This window comes from Staphylococcus sp. EG-SA-14, from assembly GCF_017151935.1.
GTDB lineage: Bacteria > Bacillota > Bacilli > Staphylococcales > Staphylococcaceae > Staphylococcus > Staphylococcus aureus.
The window spans coordinates 1-16,572 of record NZ_JACVZM010000007.1 but is presented as its reverse complement, the minus strand read 5'-3'; the positions used below and the strand labels follow the sequence as shown (position 1 = coordinate 16,572).

16 protein-coding genes and 1 pseudogene are annotated in these 16,572 nt (G+C 32.2%); 13 read left to right on the top strand and 4 right to left on the bottom strand.

The genetic code is table 11. The annotated features are described in order from the left end of the window. Window positions 1-260 precede the first annotated feature (260 nt). On the bottom strand, window positions 261-1,862 hold the full coding sequence (locus tag IDG63_RS06095; protein WP_000942303.1) for an ABC-F family ATP-binding cassette domain-containing protein: 1,602 nt from the start codon (window positions 1,860-1,862) through the stop codon (window positions 261-263). A 146-nt stretch (window positions 1,863-2,008) separates the two neighbouring features. Here IDG63_RS06095 and cvfB point away from each other — a divergent pair, with 146 nt between their 5' ends. Beyond that, entirely contained in the window at window positions 2,009-2,911 is a 903-nt protein-coding gene (gene cvfB / locus IDG63_RS06090) for an RNA-binding virulence regulatory protein CvfB (protein WP_001162352.1), read from the top strand. Window positions 2,912-3,046: 135 nt separating this feature from the next. Here the strand turns inward: cvfB and IDG63_RS06085 are convergent. After that, window positions 3,047-3,337, bottom strand: a pseudogene (locus tag IDG63_RS06085) (transposase); the annotation flags it as partial. Window positions 3,338-3,882: 545 nt separating this feature from the next. Here IDG63_RS06085 and IDG63_RS06080 point away from each other — a divergent pair. The 5 genes from IDG63_RS06080 (at window position 3,883) to phoU (ending at window position 8,448) form a co-directional block, all read left to right on the top strand. Then, entirely contained in the window at window positions 3,883-4,866 is a 984-nt protein-coding gene (locus IDG63_RS06080) for a phosphate ABC transporter substrate-binding protein PstS (protein WP_000759232.1), read from the top strand. Between the two features lie 190 nt (window positions 4,867-5,056). Next, window positions 5,057-5,983, top strand: a complete 927-nt coding sequence (gene pstC / locus IDG63_RS06075) for a phosphate ABC transporter permease subunit PstC (protein WP_000204625.1) — start codon at window positions 5,057-5,059, stop codon at window positions 5,981-5,983. A gap of 1 nt (window position 5,984) precedes the next feature. Then, the gene (pstA, locus tag IDG63_RS06070; protein WP_000450297.1) at window positions 5,985-6,902 is read left to right on the top strand and encodes a phosphate ABC transporter permease PstA; all 918 of its coding nucleotides are present in this window, start codon (window positions 5,985-5,987) and stop codon (window positions 6,900-6,902) included. A 46-nt stretch (window positions 6,903-6,948) separates the two neighbouring features. Next, window positions 6,949-7,800, top strand: a complete 852-nt coding sequence (gene pstB / locus IDG63_RS06065) for a phosphate ABC transporter ATP-binding protein PstB (protein WP_000079447.1) — start codon at window positions 6,949-6,951, stop codon at window positions 7,798-7,800. 6 nt (window positions 7,801-7,806) lie between these two features. Continuing rightward, a complete protein-coding gene (phoU, locus tag IDG63_RS06060) occupies window positions 7,807-8,448 on the top strand; it encodes a phosphate signaling complex protein PhoU (RefSeq protein ID WP_000974847.1) in 642 nt (213 codons plus the stop codon). Window positions 8,449-8,587: 139 nt separating this feature from the next. Here the strand turns inward: phoU and pepF are convergent, their stop codons facing one another. Beyond that, entirely contained in the window at window positions 8,588-10,402 is a 1,815-nt protein-coding gene (gene pepF, locus IDG63_RS06055; RefSeq protein ID WP_000077563.1) for an oligoendopeptidase F, read from the bottom strand. A gap of 204 nt (window positions 10,403-10,606) precedes the next feature. On the opposite strand from pepF, the gene IDG63_RS06050 reads away from it, so the two are divergent. The 7 genes from IDG63_RS06050 to IDG63_RS06020 all read left to right on the top strand — a co-directional run bounded on the left by IDG63_RS06050 (window position 10,607) and on the right by IDG63_RS06020 (window position 15,115). Beyond that, a complete protein-coding gene (locus IDG63_RS06050; protein WP_000171794.1) occupies window positions 10,607-10,951 on the top strand; it encodes a hypothetical protein in 345 nt (114 codons plus the stop codon). Beyond that, entirely contained in the window at window positions 10,899-11,084 is a 186-nt protein-coding gene (locus tag IDG63_RS06045; RefSeq protein WP_001791844.1) for a hypothetical protein, read from the top strand. The genes IDG63_RS06050 and IDG63_RS06045 overlap by 53 nt, the downstream gene beginning before the upstream one ends. A gap of 170 nt (window positions 11,085-11,254) precedes the next feature. Beyond that, window positions 11,255-12,241 carry a nickel ABC transporter permease gene (gene nikB, locus IDG63_RS06040; protein WP_000469952.1) on the top strand — a complete coding sequence of 329 codons (987 nt, stop codon included), beginning with the start codon at window positions 11,255-11,257 and terminating at the stop codon, window positions 12,239-12,241. Then, a complete protein-coding gene (gene nikC, locus IDG63_RS06035; protein WP_000549031.1) occupies window positions 12,234-13,064 on the top strand; it encodes a nickel transporter permease in 831 nt (276 codons plus the stop codon). Before nikB ends, nikC begins: the two co-directional genes overlap by 8 nt. Then, window positions 13,051-13,824 carry an ATP-binding cassette domain-containing protein gene (locus tag IDG63_RS06030; RefSeq protein WP_000052309.1) on the top strand — a complete coding sequence of 258 codons (774 nt, stop codon included), beginning with the start codon at window positions 13,051-13,053 and terminating at the stop codon, window positions 13,822-13,824. The genes nikC and IDG63_RS06030 overlap by 14 nt, the downstream gene beginning before the upstream one ends. After that, window positions 13,817-14,518, top strand: a complete 702-nt coding sequence (locus IDG63_RS06025; protein ID WP_000571258.1) for an ABC transporter ATP-binding protein — start codon at window positions 13,817-13,819, stop codon at window positions 14,516-14,518. The genes IDG63_RS06030 and IDG63_RS06025 overlap by 8 nt, the downstream gene beginning before the upstream one ends. Window positions 14,519-14,641: 123 nt before the next feature. Continuing rightward, a complete protein-coding gene (locus tag IDG63_RS06020; RefSeq protein ID WP_000523665.1) occupies window positions 14,642-15,115 on the top strand; it encodes an SWIM zinc finger family protein in 474 nt (157 codons plus the stop codon). A gap of 47 nt (window positions 15,116-15,162) precedes the next feature. Here the strand turns inward: IDG63_RS06020 and IDG63_RS06015 are convergent, their stop codons facing one another. Next, window positions 15,163-15,930 carry a Cof-type HAD-IIB family hydrolase gene (locus IDG63_RS06015; protein ID WP_001213019.1) on the bottom strand — a complete coding sequence of 256 codons (768 nt, stop codon included), beginning with the start codon at window positions 15,928-15,930 and terminating at the stop codon, window positions 15,163-15,165. Window positions 15,931-16,572: the final 642 nt, after the last annotated feature.

The following is a 16,572-nucleotide window of genomic DNA, read 5'->3' as shown; positions in this document are numbered from 1 at the left end:
TCTCGGATATGAATCAATGCCCTAGGCCCTGCAATGTTATATTGACAGTAGTTGACTGAATGAAAATGACTTTGTAGCTAGCTTTTTTCAATCCTTGTCGGTGCCACACATAGAGAAATTGGATTCCTAATTTCTACAAACAATACAAGTTGCGGAATAAGTCCCAATATAGAAGGTGACAGTAAGCCAACTTACAATAATGTGCAAGTTGGTCGGGCCTCAACACAGAGATTTTCGAAAAGAAATTCTACATATTATGTTTATTTTAAAACGCCGATTTCTTGCAAGTATTCTTCATATGGAATTTCTTTTGAAACGCCGCCTTGTTTATTTAAATCGATAACACGGTTTGCAATCGTGTTGATAAATTCGAAGTCATAAGAAGTAAAGATGATAGAACCTTTAAATGATTTAAGACCATCATTTACAGCAGTAATACTTTCTAAGTCTAAGTGGTTAGTAGGTTCGTCAAGTAAAAGTACATTCGCACTTGATAACATCATTTTACTTAGCATACAACGTACTTTTTCTCCACCTGAAAGCACACTAGCTTTTTTCTTAACTTCTTCACCACTAAATAACATACGACCTAAGAAACCACGTAAAAATGTTTCTGTTTGTTCATCTTCAGGAGCATATTGTCTTAACCAATCAACGAGATTCATATTTACACCCTCAAAGAACTCTGAGTTATCTTTAGGGAAGTAACTTAATGATGTAGTAACACCCCATTTAAATGAACCTTCGTCTGGTTCCATTTCGCCAGCTAATATTTTAAGTAATGTTGTTTTTGCAATTTCACTATCTCCAATTAAAATCGCTTTATCATTTGGATTCATTGTGAATGATACATTATCTAATACTTTTTCGCCGTCAATTGTTTTAGAAAGATTTTGAACAATTAATAAGTCGTTACCAATCTCACGCTCAGGCGTGAATTTAACGAAAGGATATCTTCTTGATGATGGTTGAATATCATCTAATTCAATTTTCTCAAGTTGTTTTTTACGACTTGTTGCTTGTTTAGATTTAGAAGCGTTAGCTGAGAAACGAGCAATAAAGTCCTGTAACTCTTTCATTTTTTCTTCTTTTTTCTTGTTTTGTTCTTGAGCCATCTTTTGAGCTAACTGACTAGATTGATACCAAAAATCATAGTTACCAACATAAACTTTAATTTTACCAAAGTCTAAATCAGCGATATGAGTACATACATTATTTAAGAAATGACGGTCATGTGATACTACGATAACAGTATTATCAAAGTTAATTAAGAAATCTTCTAACCAACTGATTGCTGGAATATCCAGACCGTTAGTAGGCTCATCCAGTAATAGTACGTCTGGTTCACCGAATAAACTTTGCGCTAATAATACTTTAATTTTTTGGTTGTTTTCTAATTCAGCCATTTTTTTATCGTGTAAAGTTGGATCGATACCTAAACCAGATAAAAGGTTAGCAGCATCAGCTTCAGCATTCCAACCATTCATTTCTGCAAATTCACCTTCAAGTTCAGCAGCACGGATACCATCTTCATCACTGAAATCTGGCTTCATATAGATTTCATCTTTTTCTTTCATAACCTCATAAAGACGTTCGTGACCTTTAATTACAACATCAAGCACGCGTTCATCTTCATAAGCATAGTGGTCCTGTTTTAAAACAGCTAGACGTTCATTTTTACCTAATGAAACATGTCCTGTTTGAGAATCTAATTCACCAGATAATATTTTTAAGAATGTTGATTTACCTGCACCATTCGCACCAATTAATCCATAACAATTACCTTCTGTAAATTTAATATTTACATCTTCAAATAGTTTACGATCTCCAAAACGTAAACTCACATCAGTTACTTGTAACATGCATTTTCTCCTTTTTTTCATTCGATATTCTAACGGAAGAATTATATCATATTATCGTCACAGTTTCGACCTCATATAAGTTGTAATGATAGAATGACTCACACATGTTATAATAATAAAGAATACAAGAATCGAAGGAGAATAACATGGCATTAGACAAAGATATAGTAGGTTCTATAGAATTCCTTGAAGTAGTAGGGTTACAAGGCTCAACTTACCTTTTAAAAGGACCAAACGGTGAAAACGTAAAGTTAAACCAATCAGAAATGAACGATGATGATGAATTAGAAGTAGGTGAAGAATATAGTTTCTTCATTTATCCAAACCGTTCAGGTGAATTATTTGCAACTCAAAATATGCCTGATATTACGAAAGATAAATATGATTTTGCTAAAGTACTTAAAACGGATCGCGATGGGGCACGTATAGATGTTGGTTTACCCCGTGAAGTGTTAGTACCATGGGAAGATTTACCAAAAGTGAAATCACTATGGCCACAACCTGGTGATCATTTGCTAGTTACATTACGAATTGACCGTGAGAATCATATGTATGGACGTTTAGCGAGTGAATCTGTTGTAGAAAATATGTTTACACCTGTACACGATGATAATTTAAAAAACGAAGTCATTGAAGCCAAACCTTACCGCGTATTACGAATTGGTAGCTTCTTATTAAGCGAATCAGGTTACAAAATTTTCGTACATGAATCAGAACGTAAAGCTGAACCAAGATTAGGTGAATCTGTTCAAGTTAGAATTATCGGGCATAATGATAAAGGTGAGTTAAATGGTTCATTTTTACCACTTGCACATGAACGTTTAGACGATGACGGCCAAGTCATCTTTGATTTACTAGTTGAATATGATGGTGAATTACCATTCTGGGACAAATCAAGCCCTGAAGCGATTAAAGAAGTATTCAATATGAGTAAAGGTTCATTCAAACGTGCAATCGGTCACTTATATAAACAGAAGATTATTAATATAGAAACAGGTAAAATCACTTTAACTAAAAAAGGTTGGAGTCGAATTGACTCAAAAGAATAATCATTTTTACACGTGTCGTAGGATGCGTGTTTTTTATATTCAATATTAAGTCGGACAGATGAAGTAGTTTTTTAAACATTCCTTTCAAAGTAAAAAATTAAATAATTCAAACGAATAGGCTGGGACATTAAGTTCTTAGGCAATGTAAAAAAGCTGATTTCTATTAATTATTTGATGGAAATTAGCTTTTTTGATATGTATTTTATAATGTACAGCTCGTTGAGCTGCTATTTTCCTTATATTAAGTGCCATTAATACAAAACCTAGCTCTCGTTTAACTTTATTTATTCCTCGAACTGACATTCGAGTGAAACCCAAAATAACCTTCATAAATCCAAAAACAGGCTCTACATAAATTTTTCTATGACTATAGATTTTTTTCGTTTCTGGTTCAGAAAGCTTTTGATTAATTTGGGCTTTAATGTATTTCAAAGTAAAATTACATGTTAATACGTAGTATTAATGGCGAGACTCCTGAGGGAGCAGTGCCAGTCGAAGACAGGGGCCCCAACACAGAAGCTGACATATAGTCAGCTTACAACAATGTGCCGGTTGGGGTGGCTGAGACGGCACCATAGGAAGGGACCCGTCATCAAAAATTCTATTTATAGAATTTTACAGTAATGTGCCAGACGGGCAAAGCGAAGCCATTCAATACGAAGTATTGTATAAATAGAGAACAGCAGTAAGATATTTTCTAATTGAAAATTATCTTACTGCTGTTTTTTTAGGGATTTATGTCCCAGCCATTTTTGTATTCATATTTAAATTTCGATAATTCTTCAGGAAGCATTTTAATTTTACTAATGAAGCAATATTTTTTAGATTAACAAAAATTAATATTTACATTTTCTTAACAAATTTTTATGTAACATTTACAGTTTCTAAAAATGAGGTTAATAATTCAAGGTTAAGATAAAGATGTAATCAATACAAATACTATTTGTTGTTCATACAGGGAGGATATTTCAATGAAAAAATGGCAATTTGTTGGTACTACAGCTTTAGGTGCAACACTATTATTAGGTGCTTGTGGTGGCGGTAATGGTGGCAGTGGTAATAGTGATTTAAAAGGGGAAGCTAAAGGTGATGGCTCATCAACAGTAGCACCAATTGTGGAGAAATTAAATGAAAAATGGGCTCAAGATCACTCGGATGCTAAAATCTCAGCAGGACAAGCTGGTACAGGTGCTGGTTTCCAAAAATTCATTGCAGGAGATATCGACTTCGCTGATGCTTCTAGACCAATTAAAGATGAAGAGAAGCAAAAATTACAAGATAAGAATATCAAATACAAAGAATTCAAAATTGCGCAAGATGGTGTAACGGTTGCTGTAAATAAAGAAAATGATTTTGTGGATGAATTAGACAAACAGCAATTAAAAGCAATTTATTCTGGAAAAGCTAAAACATGGAAAGATGTTAATAGTAAATGGCCAGATAAAAAAATAAATGCTGTATCACCAAACTCAAGTCATGGTACTTATGACTTCTTTGAAAATGAAGTAATGAATAAAGAAGATATTAAAGCAGAAAAAAATGCTGATACAAATGCTATCGTTTCTTCTGTAACGAAAAACAAAGAGGGAATCGGATACTTTGGATATAACTTCTACGTTCAAAATAAAGATAAATTAAAAGAAGTTAAAATCAAAGATGAAAATGGTAAAGCAACAGAGCCTACGAAAAAAACAATTCAAGATAACTCTTATGCATTAAGTAGACCATTATTCATTTATGTAAATGAAAAAGCATTGAAAGATAATAAAGTAATGTCAGAATTTATCAAATTCGTCTTAGAAGATAAAGGTAAAGCAGCTGAAGAAGCTGGATATGTAGCAGCACCAGAGAAAACATACAAATCACAATTAGATGATTTAAAAGCATTTATTGATAAAAATCAAAAATCAGACGACAAGAAATCTGATGATAAAAAGTCTGAAGACAAAAAATAATAAGACGCAATTTCAAATGTGTCTTGAAACATGATTTTGATGGTGAATCATTATTTAGAGTACAAAGCTTGATTTATCGAGACGCTGATTTTGACATTCAGTTAGTCTACAAGCTTATCAACTTAAAATAGTGGTTCATCATTATTTTACAAATCTAATTATTTTGGGAGTAATAGAAAGAGGTTTGATTATGACTTCATCTACTAATGTTAAAGCTTTAATCGAAAAAAATAATAATAAAAAAGGGAAGCATAATGACAAAATTATACCAGTTATTTTAGCCGCAATTTCAGCGATTTCCATTTTAACAACACTAGGTATATTAATCACATTGCTTTTAGAAACCATCACTTTTTTCACCAGAATTCCAATAACTGAATTTCTATTTTCTACTACTTGGAATCCTACCGGTTCAGACCCTAAGTTTGGTATCTGGGCATTGATAATAGGGACTTTAAAAATCACAGTTATTGCGACTATATTTGCAGTTCCAGTCGGGCTTGGTGCAGCAATTTATTTAAGTGAATATGCAAGTGACCGTGCACGACGCATAATTAAACCGATATTAGAAATTTTAGCAGGAATACCAACAATTGTGTTTGGTTTCTTTGCATTAACCTTTGTTACACCAGTATTAAGATCTTTCATACCAGGTCTTGGAGAGTTTAATGCTATAAGTCCCGGCTTAGTTGTCGGTATTATGATTGTCCCTCTCATCACAAGTTTGAGTGAGGATGCAATGGCATCTGTACCAAATAAAATTCGAGAAGGTGCCTATGGACTTGGAGCAACTAAATTAGAAGTAGCAACTAAAGTCGTACTTCCCGCAGCAACATCAGGTATTGTAGCTTCAATCGTTCTCGCGATTTCAAGAGCAATTGGAGAAACGATGATTGTATCATTAGCGGCAGGTAGTTCGCCAACAGCTTCATTAAGTTTAACAAGTTCGATTCAAACAATGACTGGATATATTGTTGAGATAGCGACAGGTGATGCAACATTTGGATCAAATATTTATTACAGTATTTATGCTGTAGGGTTCACACTATTTATCTTTACCTTAATCATGAATTTACTTTCTCAGTGGATTTCTAAGCGTTTTAGGGAGGAGTATTAATATGGAAACGACAGATAATAATAGACAATCACTCGTCGATCAACAACTTGTCCAAAAACATTTATCATCCAGAACGGTTAAAAATAAAGTGTTCAAACTCATATTTTTAGCATGTACATTATTAGGACTTGTCGTACTTATTGCGTTGTTAACTCAAACATTGATTAAAGGGGTAAGTCATTTAAATTTACAGTTTTTCACTAATTTTTCTTCTTCAACACCATCTATGGCTGGCGTTAAAGGCGCGTTAATCGGTTCACTTTGGTTAATGTTAAGTATCATTCCATTATCAATCATCCTAGGAATAGGTACAGCTATATACTTAGAAGAATATGCGAAAAACAACAAATTTACTCAGTTTGTTAAAATCAGTATTTCCAATTTAGCTGGTGTACCATCAGTTGTATTTGGGTTATTAGGTTACACTTTGTTCGTTGGTGGTGCGGGGATTGAAGCCTTGAAAATGGGTAACAGTATATTGGCAGCAGCGCTAACAATGACCTTACTGATATTACCAATTATTATTGTTTCAAGTCAGGAAGCAATTAGAGCTGTACCTAACTCAGTACGCGAAGCTTCTTATGGTTTAGGTGCTAATAAATGGCAAACGATAAGACGTGTTGTCTTACCAGCAGCGTTACCTGGTATTTTAACTGGATTCATTTTGTCTCTTTCAAGAGCACTGGGAGAAACAGCGCCACTTGTGCTAATCGGTATACCGACTATATTATTGGCAACACCTAGAAGTATATTGGATCAATTTTCAGCATTACCAATCCAAATATTTACTTGGGCGAAAATGCCTCAAGAAGAATTCCAGAATGTTGCATCGGCAGGCATTATCGTTTTACTAGTTATCTTAATCTTAATGAATGGCGTTGCGATTATTTTACGTAACAAATTTAGTAAAAAATTCTAATTTAAACAATCAATCTCATTTATCTATTAAAAAGGGAGTTTTAAATATGGCGCAAACACTTGCACAAACTAAACAAATATCTCAAAGTCATACGTTTGATGTCTCACAAAGTCATCATAAAACACCAGATGATACAAACTCACATTCTGTTATATATTCAACACAAAATTTAGACTTATGGTATGGCGAAAATCATGCATTACAAAATATTAATTTAGATATTTATGAAAACCAAATTACTGCCATTATAGGTCCATCTGGTTGTGGCAAATCAACATATATTAAAACTTTGAATCGAATGGTTGAGTTAGTACCTTCTGTGAAAACAGCTGGTAAAATATTATATCGAGATCAAGACATTTTTGATCAAAAATATTCTAAAGAACAATTACGTACAAATGTGGGCATGGTCTTTCAACAACCTAATCCATTTCCAAAATCAATATACGATAATATTACTTACGGTCCAAAGATTCACGGTATTAAAAATAAAAAAGTTCTTGATGAAATCGTTGAGAAATCATTACGTGGCGCTGCAATTTGGGATGAATTAAAGGATAGGTTGCACACAAATGCATATAGTTTATCCGGTGGGCAACAACAACGTGTTTGTATCGCGCGTTGTTTAGCAATTGAACCTGAAGTCATTTTAATGGATGAACCGACATCAGCATTAGATCCAATCTCAACATTAAGAGTAGAAGAGTTGGTTCAAGAACTAAAAGAAAAGTATACAATTATTATGGTTACACATAATATGCAACAAGCAGCTCGTGTATCAGATAAAACTGCATTTTTCTTAAATGGTTATGTCAATGAATATGATGATACTGATAAAATTTTCTCTAACCCATCAAACAAGAAAACAGAAGATTATATTTCAGGAAGGTTTGGTTGATATATAATGGCAATAATTAGACAACGATATCAGGAGCAACTTGATGATTTAATAAAAGAATTACGTCGGTTAGGTGCAAATGTCTATGTGAGTATTGAAAATGGTATAAAATCATTAAGTATTGACGATAGAGGCTTTGCACGACAAACAGTTAAAAACGATAAACATATCAATCAATTAAATTATGATATTAATGAGCGAGTTATCATGTTAATTACAAAGCAACAGCCCATTGCGAGTGATTTGCGTATGATGATTTCTTCATTAAAAATCGCCTCCGATTTAGAAAGAATAGGAGATAATGCCTCGAGTATTGCCAATATTCGATTGCGTACAAAGATTACAGATGATTATGTGTTAACCCGTTTAAAGACAATGGGTAAATTAGCTATGTTAATGTTAAAGGATTTAGATCAAGCATTTAAAAAGAAAGATACCGTATTAATAAGAGAAATAATCGAGCGTGATGAAGATATCGATGACTTATATAGTCATATTATTAACGCAACGTATCTTATTGATAACGATCCATTTGTCGCTGCACAAGCTCATTTAGCAGCAAGACATTTAGAACGTATTGGTGATCATATTATTAACATCGCTGAAAGTGTTTATTTTTATTTAACAGGTACACATTACGAACAATAACTTAAAGTTATTACTATAAAATCCCTTACGATAAATATATATTTCTATTATTCATAAACCCTCAAAAAAACCAAGATTCTCACAATTAGTAATGTGAAAATCTTGGTTTATATTGTTCTACTATAAATTGTCTCGCATCTTAGTTATTTGCTTGCTCAATTTCATCTGTTAATTTTTCAACTTCATCGACTAAATCAGAAATATATTTAATTGTAGATTTAAGTGGCTGTTCTGTAGTAATGTCTACACCTGCAATGTTTGCAAGTTCGACAGGTGATACACTACCACCTTTTTTCAATGTTTCTAACCAAGCATCAACAGCTGGTTGGCCTTCATTTTTAATCTTTTGAGAAACGACAGTTCCGATTGTTAAGCCAGCAGAATACGTATACGAATATAATCCCATATAGTAATGAGGTTGACGCATCCATGTTAATTCAGCACCCTCAGTCATATCTACTGCATCTCCAAAAAATTGTTTATAAACATTTAGCATTATTTCATTTAATGTCGGCGCATTTAAAGATTCACCTTGATCTACTTTGTGATACACTTCACGTTGATAAGCAGCTTCTAATAAATGGGTAACCATATTATGATAATATGTTCTAGATAAAATTGAGCCAATAACCCAACGCTTAAATCTTGGATTATCACTTGTGTTAAATAAATAATTGGCCATCAACATTTCATTCATTGTAGAAGGGGCTTCAACAAAGTACATTGATGCTTCTGATTCAAGATATGGTTGATGTTTTTGAGCTAATGTAAAATGACCTGCATGACCTAATTCATGTGCTAAGACAAATGCTTCAGCCATTTTACCAGTCCAAGAAATAAACACATATGAATGTGTAAAGTATGGACTTGCACAAAATGCGCCTGTATCTTTACCTTTATTTTGTGCAAAATCAATCCATCGCTGATCGTATGCTTCACGTAACATGTTTGTATAGTCATCACCTAAAACACTTAACGCACCGAAAATATAATTTTTTGAGTCTTCAATTGAAATCTCTGGTTCATAATCAGGGTCTACAGAAATCTTCAAGTCTTCAAAACGCATGTTATCTAATCCGTGAATACGTTGTAAAAGTTTAGCATATTTCTGCATAACTGGTGCCAAGTCACGCATAATCATATCGATTTGACGGTCAAACATATCACGCGTTACTTCTTGACTATGTAATAAATAATCGATGACTGATTCAAATCCACGTAAATCAGCTTCAATTTTTTCTTGTTGTACTTGCATATTATATGTAGCCGCGGTAGTATGCTGATATTTTCGAATCCCATCGCTAAACGATTTGAAACTTTTACGTCTAAACTCAGGATCTTTATTATCTTCATAATCATTTTCAAACGTAGCATAGTCGACAGGGTACGTTGTACCATCATGTTCAAATGAATCGAATGTAATATCTAGCATTTTTGTCGTGCCGTATAAATCGTAAGGACTGTTTAGCGTAGGTGATAAAGTTGCAAATACTTGTTCTACCGACGCAGATAATTGGAATGGCTTTTGTTTTATTAACTGTTTAATATAGTGTTGATATGGACATGATTCTTCTAATTGTTGAAGTATTTCTTCTGGTAATTCAAGTATTTCTGACTCTACAAATGATAATTGGCTAACAATTTTACCGTATGTAGTAGATAATTTAGCGCTCAATACTTGTGCCTCGATATTACTAGTATCTACACTTAAACGTAGTTCTGCATAATTACTTAAGCGATCTAAGGCAATTAAAATATTTTCTAATTCAGCTAAAGCAGTATTAATTTGTTCGATTGAATTTAATGTTGTTGCATATGTATGATGAAATTGATTTGCTTGTTGTACTAGAGCGTCAATACTTTCATAATATTGTTGATCATCTTTAAATAAGTCTACTAAATCCCATGTTTCTGAAACAGGAACATCTTCTCTTAAAGGTAAACCTTGAGACATATAATCACTCCTTTGGTATAATACATTCATTATACATAATTTTGTCTCCTAAACGATAATGTTACGATTTCCATGTCGCAAGGAACAATGATTTTTCTAATAGTAGATAGAATATTGCTTGAAACTGACTGCTATTGTTTAAGTTTTTAAAAATTTATAATAAAATGTATACAAGGAAAGTAATGAAATAAAAGGAGAATGAATATGACATTATTCGATATGCCTAATTATTTATGGATCACAACATTAATAATGATTTTATTAACAATATTCTGTTGCTTAGTTTTAAATAAATGGTTTGTATCTGCAGTAATTACATTTATTATATTAGGTGTGCTTGCATTTTTTATTCCAAATTTTCAAGATATAAAATATCAACCATTATTAGGATACGCTGCATTTTTAGCGATTATGAGTTTATTAATTAGTTTTCTATTATGGTATTTTACTAGAAATTGGCGTAAAGAAAGAAAAGCGCGTAAATTAGAAAAGCAAATTGAAAAATACGGCTATGAGGGCGCTGAACTTCGCCGTAAAGATAAAAAATAATATTCGACAACTATATGCACAAAATCATCGACTTTTAAGTTACACTGCAGTAACAATTATTTCGAAAGAGATGGAATACAGTGCTATAGTTGTTTTTGTTTTGACTTTTTTATATTTTACATGGTTGACTTGATTCAAAATATTATATTTTATAATGATTTTGTTAAAAAATTAAATATACTTCAATTTCTTTATGGATAATACTATAATGAACGTTGGTTCTTAATATGTAAGTTGCATATACATGCGCCATTCTCATGTAAAAAGAAAGTGTTAGTAACTTACACAAGGAGGGGGACTATTATGTTCATAATAAAGTCTATGTTGTATAGACTGATGCAAATGATAGTTGTTTTATTTGTTATTTCTACACTTACATTCATTTTAATGAAATTATCACCAGGCAATCCTGTTGATAAAATATTACATCTTGATGTAGCACAAGTGTCGACGGAACAAATAAATGCAACCAAAGATAAATTGGGATTAAATGATTCTTTATTGGTACAGTGGTGGCATTGGATGAATCATTTATTACATTTTAATTTAGGAAAAAGTTTTGAATCAAAAGAACCGGTAACACAGATATTATTCAACTATGCACCCATAACATTACTCATATCATTTTCAACATTAGTAGTGTCGTTATGCATATCTATACCGCTCGGCATTATAGCAGCCAAACGATTTCATAAGTGGACGGATAAAGTGATTAGAGTGATCTCAACACTATCGATTAGTTTACCAGCGTTCTTTATCGGTATTATTTTATTATTTATTGTCACAAATTTAATGAATATAGATAGCGTTATACTAAGTCAGTTTATATTACCTGTAATCACGCTATCTTTAGGTATGTGTGCATACATCATTCGTTTAGTGCGTTCTAATTTATTGATGTTATTGCAAAGTAATATCGTACAAGCATCAAGATTACGCGGTATGAATGAACGTTATATTTTAATTCATGATTTACTAAAACCAACAATTTTGCCGATTATCCCATTACTAGGGATTTCACTTGGCAGTCTAATAGGTGGTACTGTAGTGATTGAAAATTTATTTGATATACCTGGTATTGGTTATCTATTAATGGATAGTATTAAATCTCGAGATTATCCTGTTATTCAAGGATGCGTGTTATTTATTGGCTTCTTCGTTGTTATTATCAATACGATTGCTGATTTATTAACGTTATTACTTGATCCGAAGCAGCGTTTACAATTAGGAAATCCAAAAAGCAAAACCAATACACCATTGATATCAGAAAGTAGTGACCGCCATGCATAAAATATATTCAAAGAATAACCTGATATTTTTTGTATTCGTTGCATTTATTTTTGTGGTAATTGTACTGCAATTCTTTGTCAGTAGTGAAAATGCAACCAAAGTCAATTTATCACAAACTTTTGAACCTATTAGTTGGTTGCATTTATTAGGAACTGATGATTATGGGAGAGATTTATTTACCCGAATTATTATCGGTGCACGTTCAACATTGTTTGTTACTGTTTTAACATTAATAGCTATCGTTGTCATAGGTGTTACACTAGGTCTATTTGCCGGATATAAAAAAGGGTGGATTGAACGATTAGTGTTAAGGTTTATTGATGTTGGTCTAAGTATTCCAGAATTTATCATCATGATTGCTTTAGCAAGCTTTTTTCAACCATCTTTATGGAATTTAGTTATCTCAATTACAGTAATAAAATGGATGAATTACACAAGGTTGACTAGAAGTATAGTTAATAGCGAAATGAATAAGCCTTATATAAAAATGGCACAATTATTTCATGTACCTACAAGAACAATATTAATACGTCATTTAACACCTAAAATTATACCGGCTATTATCGTTTTGATGGTCGTTGATTTCGGTAAAATCATTCTATATATAAGTTCACTATCATTTATTGGGTTAGGTGCACAACCGCCAACACCAGAGTGGGGCGCTATGTTGCAACAAGGTCGTGATTTTATTTCGTCTCATCCAATTATGTTGATTGCACCTGCTTCAGTCATTGCTATAACTATTTTAATTTTTAATTTAACCGGAGATGCGCTAAGAGATAGATTGCTGAAACAACGAGGTGAATATGATGAGTCTCATTGATATACAAAATTTAACAATAAAGAATACTTGTGAGAAATCTCTTATTAAAGGGATTGATTTGAAAATTTTTAGTCAACAGATTAATGCCTTGATTGGAGAGAGCGGCGCTGGGAAAAGTTTGATTGCTAAAGCCTTACTTGAATATTTACCATTTGATTTAAGGTGCACGTATGATTCGTACCAATTTGATGGAGAAAATGTTAGTAGATTGAGTCAATATTATGGTCATACAATTGGTTATATTTCTCAAAATTATGCAGAAAGTTTTAACGACCATACTAAATTAGGTAAACAGTTAACTGCGATTTATCGTAAGCATTATAAAGGTAGTAAAGAAGAGGCTTTGTCCAAAGTTGATAAGGCTTTGTCGTGGGTTAATTTACAAAGCAAAGATATATTAAATAAATATAGTTTCCAACTTTCTGGGGGCCAACTTGAACGCGTATACATAGCAAGCGTTCTCATGTTGGAGCCTAAATTAATCATTGCAGACGAACCAGTTGCATCATTGGATGCTTTGAACGGTAATCAAGTGATGGATTTATTACAGCATATTGTATTAGAACATGGTCAAACATTATTTATTATCACACATAACTTAAGTCATGTATTGAAATATTGTCAGTACATTTATGTTTTAAAAGAAGGTCAAATCATTGAACGAGGTAATATTAATCATTTCAAGTATGAGCATTTGCATCCGTATACTGAACGTCTAATTAAATATAGAACACAATTAAAGAGGGATTACTATGATTGAGTTAAAACATGTGACTTTTGGTTATAATAAAAAGCAGATGGTGCTACAAGATATCAATATTACTATACCTGATGGAGAAAATGTTGGTATTTTAGGCGAAAGTGGCTGTGGTAAAAGTACGCTCGCTTCATTGGTTCTTGGCTTGTTTAAACCTGTTAAAGGAGAAATTTACTTAAGTGACAATGCTGTGTTACCGATTTTCCAACACCCTTTAACTAGCTTTAACCCTGATTGGACGATTGAGACCTCATTAAAAGAAGCGTTATATTATTACAGAGGTCTAACTGATAATACTGCTCAGGATCAATTATTATTACAACATTTATCTACTTTTGAGTTAAACGCGCAATTATTGACTAAATTACCAAGCGAAGTGAGTGGCGGACAATTACAAAGATTTAATGTCATGCGTTCGTTATTAGCACAGCCTCGCGTTTTAATATGTGATGAGATAACTTCAAATTTAGATGTTATAGCTGAACAAAATGTAATCAATATATTAAAAGCGCAAACGATTACGAACTTAAATCATTTTATCGTTATTTCTCATGATTTATCCGTGTTACAACGCTTAGTTAATAGAATTATCGTTCTTAAGGATGGCATGATAGTCGATGATTTTGCAATAGAGGAATTATTTAATGTTGATAGACACCCTTATACAAAAGAATTGGTGCAAGCATTTTCATATTAGCTATTTAAGAATGCGATAATTCTAGACTTGTTATAAAATATAGATGAATCAAGTATATTAATCTAGACACTTATCGATTTTATTTTCTTTATTTAAAAATAATAATAAAAAGGAGTATCATTAATGGGATTACTTGATATTGCAAGTATTCGTTCTATAGAAAGAGGCTTTAATTATTATCAAAGTGAATGCGTCATTAACTTAAAATCATTTTCAGAAACGCAGCATGAGGCTGAAGTAAAGGGCAGTGGCAACAAAGTATATCGTTGTTATATTGATATGGAACATCCTAGAAAATCCATATGTAATTGTCCTCATGCTGATGGAAGACGAGTGATATGTAAACATATGATTGCATTACTCTTTACAGCTAGTCCAGAAGCAGCAAATAAACATATAATGATGTTAAACGAAGTTGAAGAAGACTATCAATTACGCAGAAATATGTGGATTGATAGTCTTAAAGAAATGATTAATGATATGAGTGAAGAAGAACTCCGCGATGCATATTTAAACATGTTAATTGAACATGGAGAAATGGCAGAATTATTTGGATTAGATGAAGAGGAAGAAATGTTCGAGGACGAATTTTATTAAAATAGCCCCTATCGATTGATAATGATTATCATTTGATAGGGGTGTTTTTATTTATATGATTTTAAGACTTTGCAAATAGCTTGTGCATTATTATTGATGTGTTTGATTTTATCAAGTTTCAATATTGCGTGTGTGTATGCTTCTGATGGTCCTATAATATAGCCACTACTAGCATGTTGTAACATGACAATATCATTGTGGTCATTACCAAATGCTATATATTTAACATCTGCATCAAATATATATTGTAATGCAGTATATTTGTTAATATTTTGCGCTGTTATATCAATGTTATACTCATTTGAATGGTGAATCATTTCCAATTCTTGATGGTATTTATCTAGCTCGTCTAATATAGTTGTAATTTGTGCCGGGTCTATATTTAATAAAATAATCTTGATTGGCGTGTCGATATTTGCAACATCAATACAACTGGCCAGCTTATGTGGATCTAAACGCTCAAAAATCGCGTTCTCAGCGTCAAGTTGTGCAGCATAATTCCAATCATCATCAATAATATAATCTAACTCATACTTTTGAATTATTTTGAAGATATGATGATATGTATCAGTATGAATTGGTTTGATAACAGAAATCTTTGATTGCTGTGAAATCATAGCACCATTTGCGCCAATTAATGTGTGCTGATGAAATACTGATGGTAAAACTGGCAACAAATCACGAATCGGACGTGCTGATGCAAATATAAGTTCATGACCATCATGTTGTAATTGTAACAATGTATCAATAATAGTCTGGTCAATTAATCGGCCGTCAAAACAAAGCGTACCATCAATATCAAAGACAAATCTCATCAAATCACTCCAAACAATATAATACCATGATTATAGCATAAGTAAGTTATGTGACGATATTAGATAATGATTATGATGTAGGGTACCTTTTGCGTTACACACATATAACTTCCTATAATATATATTATGTAAACTAGAATGTGAAATTCCATAAGGGGACTTATATAACTGTATGTTTGTGTAGTGTTTATGTCAGTAAGCTAAATTTACATTCATGTTATGTTTCATTAAACCAATTACTCACGTTTTGGTGCATATTAAATCTTTTATATCGATCATACATCTATCATCATTTTTATTTCTAAAATACAAACTGAATACTTTGCTAGAATTTGTTACAGCAATCATTGCTCATGCATTTTATAAATTACAATTAGACAAATATGACATTTGATATCACACACTTGCAAACACACACACATATATAATCAGACATAAATTGTTATGCTAAGGTTTATTCACCAAAAATATAATACATATTGGCTTGTTTTGAGTCATATTGAATGAATTAAAAAAGTCAAGTCCAGACTCCTGTGTAAAATGCTATACAATGTTTTTACCATTTCTACTTATCAAAATTGATGTATTTTCTTGAAGAATAAATCCATTCATCATGTAGGTCCATAAGAACGGCTCCAATTA

Coding starts and splice junctions, on each gene's coding strand:
- IDG63_RS06095 (WP_000942303.1), bottom strand. CDS start 1,862: ATGTTACAAGTAACTGATGTGAGTTTACGTTTTGGAGATCGTAAACTA.
- cvfB (WP_001162352.1), top strand. CDS start 2,009: ATGGCATTAGACAAAGATATAGTAGGTTCTATAGAATTCCTTGAAGTA.
- IDG63_RS06080 (WP_000759232.1), top strand. CDS start 3,883: ATGAAAAAATGGCAATTTGTTGGTACTACAGCTTTAGGTGCAACACTA.
- pstC (WP_000204625.1), top strand. CDS start 5,057: ATGACTTCATCTACTAATGTTAAAGCTTTAATCGAAAAAAATAATAAT.
- pstA (WP_000450297.1), top strand. CDS start 5,985: ATGGAAACGACAGATAATAATAGACAATCACTCGTCGATCAACAACTT.
- pstB (WP_000079447.1), top strand. CDS start 6,949: ATGGCGCAAACACTTGCACAAACTAAACAAATATCTCAAAGTCATACG.
- phoU (WP_000974847.1), top strand. CDS start 7,807: ATGGCAATAATTAGACAACGATATCAGGAGCAACTTGATGATTTAATA.
- pepF (WP_000077563.1), bottom strand. CDS start 10,402: ATGTCTCAAGGTTTACCTTTAAGAGAAGATGTTCCTGTTTCAGAAACA.
- IDG63_RS06050 (WP_000171794.1), top strand. CDS start 10,607: ATGACATTATTCGATATGCCTAATTATTTATGGATCACAACATTAATA.
- nikB (WP_000469952.1), top strand. CDS start 11,255: ATGTTCATAATAAAGTCTATGTTGTATAGACTGATGCAAATGATAGTT.
- nikC (WP_000549031.1), top strand. CDS start 12,234: ATGCATAAAATATATTCAAAGAATAACCTGATATTTTTTGTATTCGTT.
- IDG63_RS06030 (WP_000052309.1), top strand. CDS start 13,051: ATGAGTCTCATTGATATACAAAATTTAACAATAAAGAATACTTGTGAG.
- IDG63_RS06025 (WP_000571258.1), top strand. CDS start 13,817: ATGATTGAGTTAAAACATGTGACTTTTGGTTATAATAAAAAGCAGATG.
- IDG63_RS06020 (WP_000523665.1), top strand. CDS start 14,642: ATGGGATTACTTGATATTGCAAGTATTCGTTCTATAGAAAGAGGCTTT.
- IDG63_RS06015 (WP_001213019.1), bottom strand. CDS start 15,930: ATGAGATTTGTCTTTGATATTGATGGTACGCTTTGTTTTGACGGCCGA.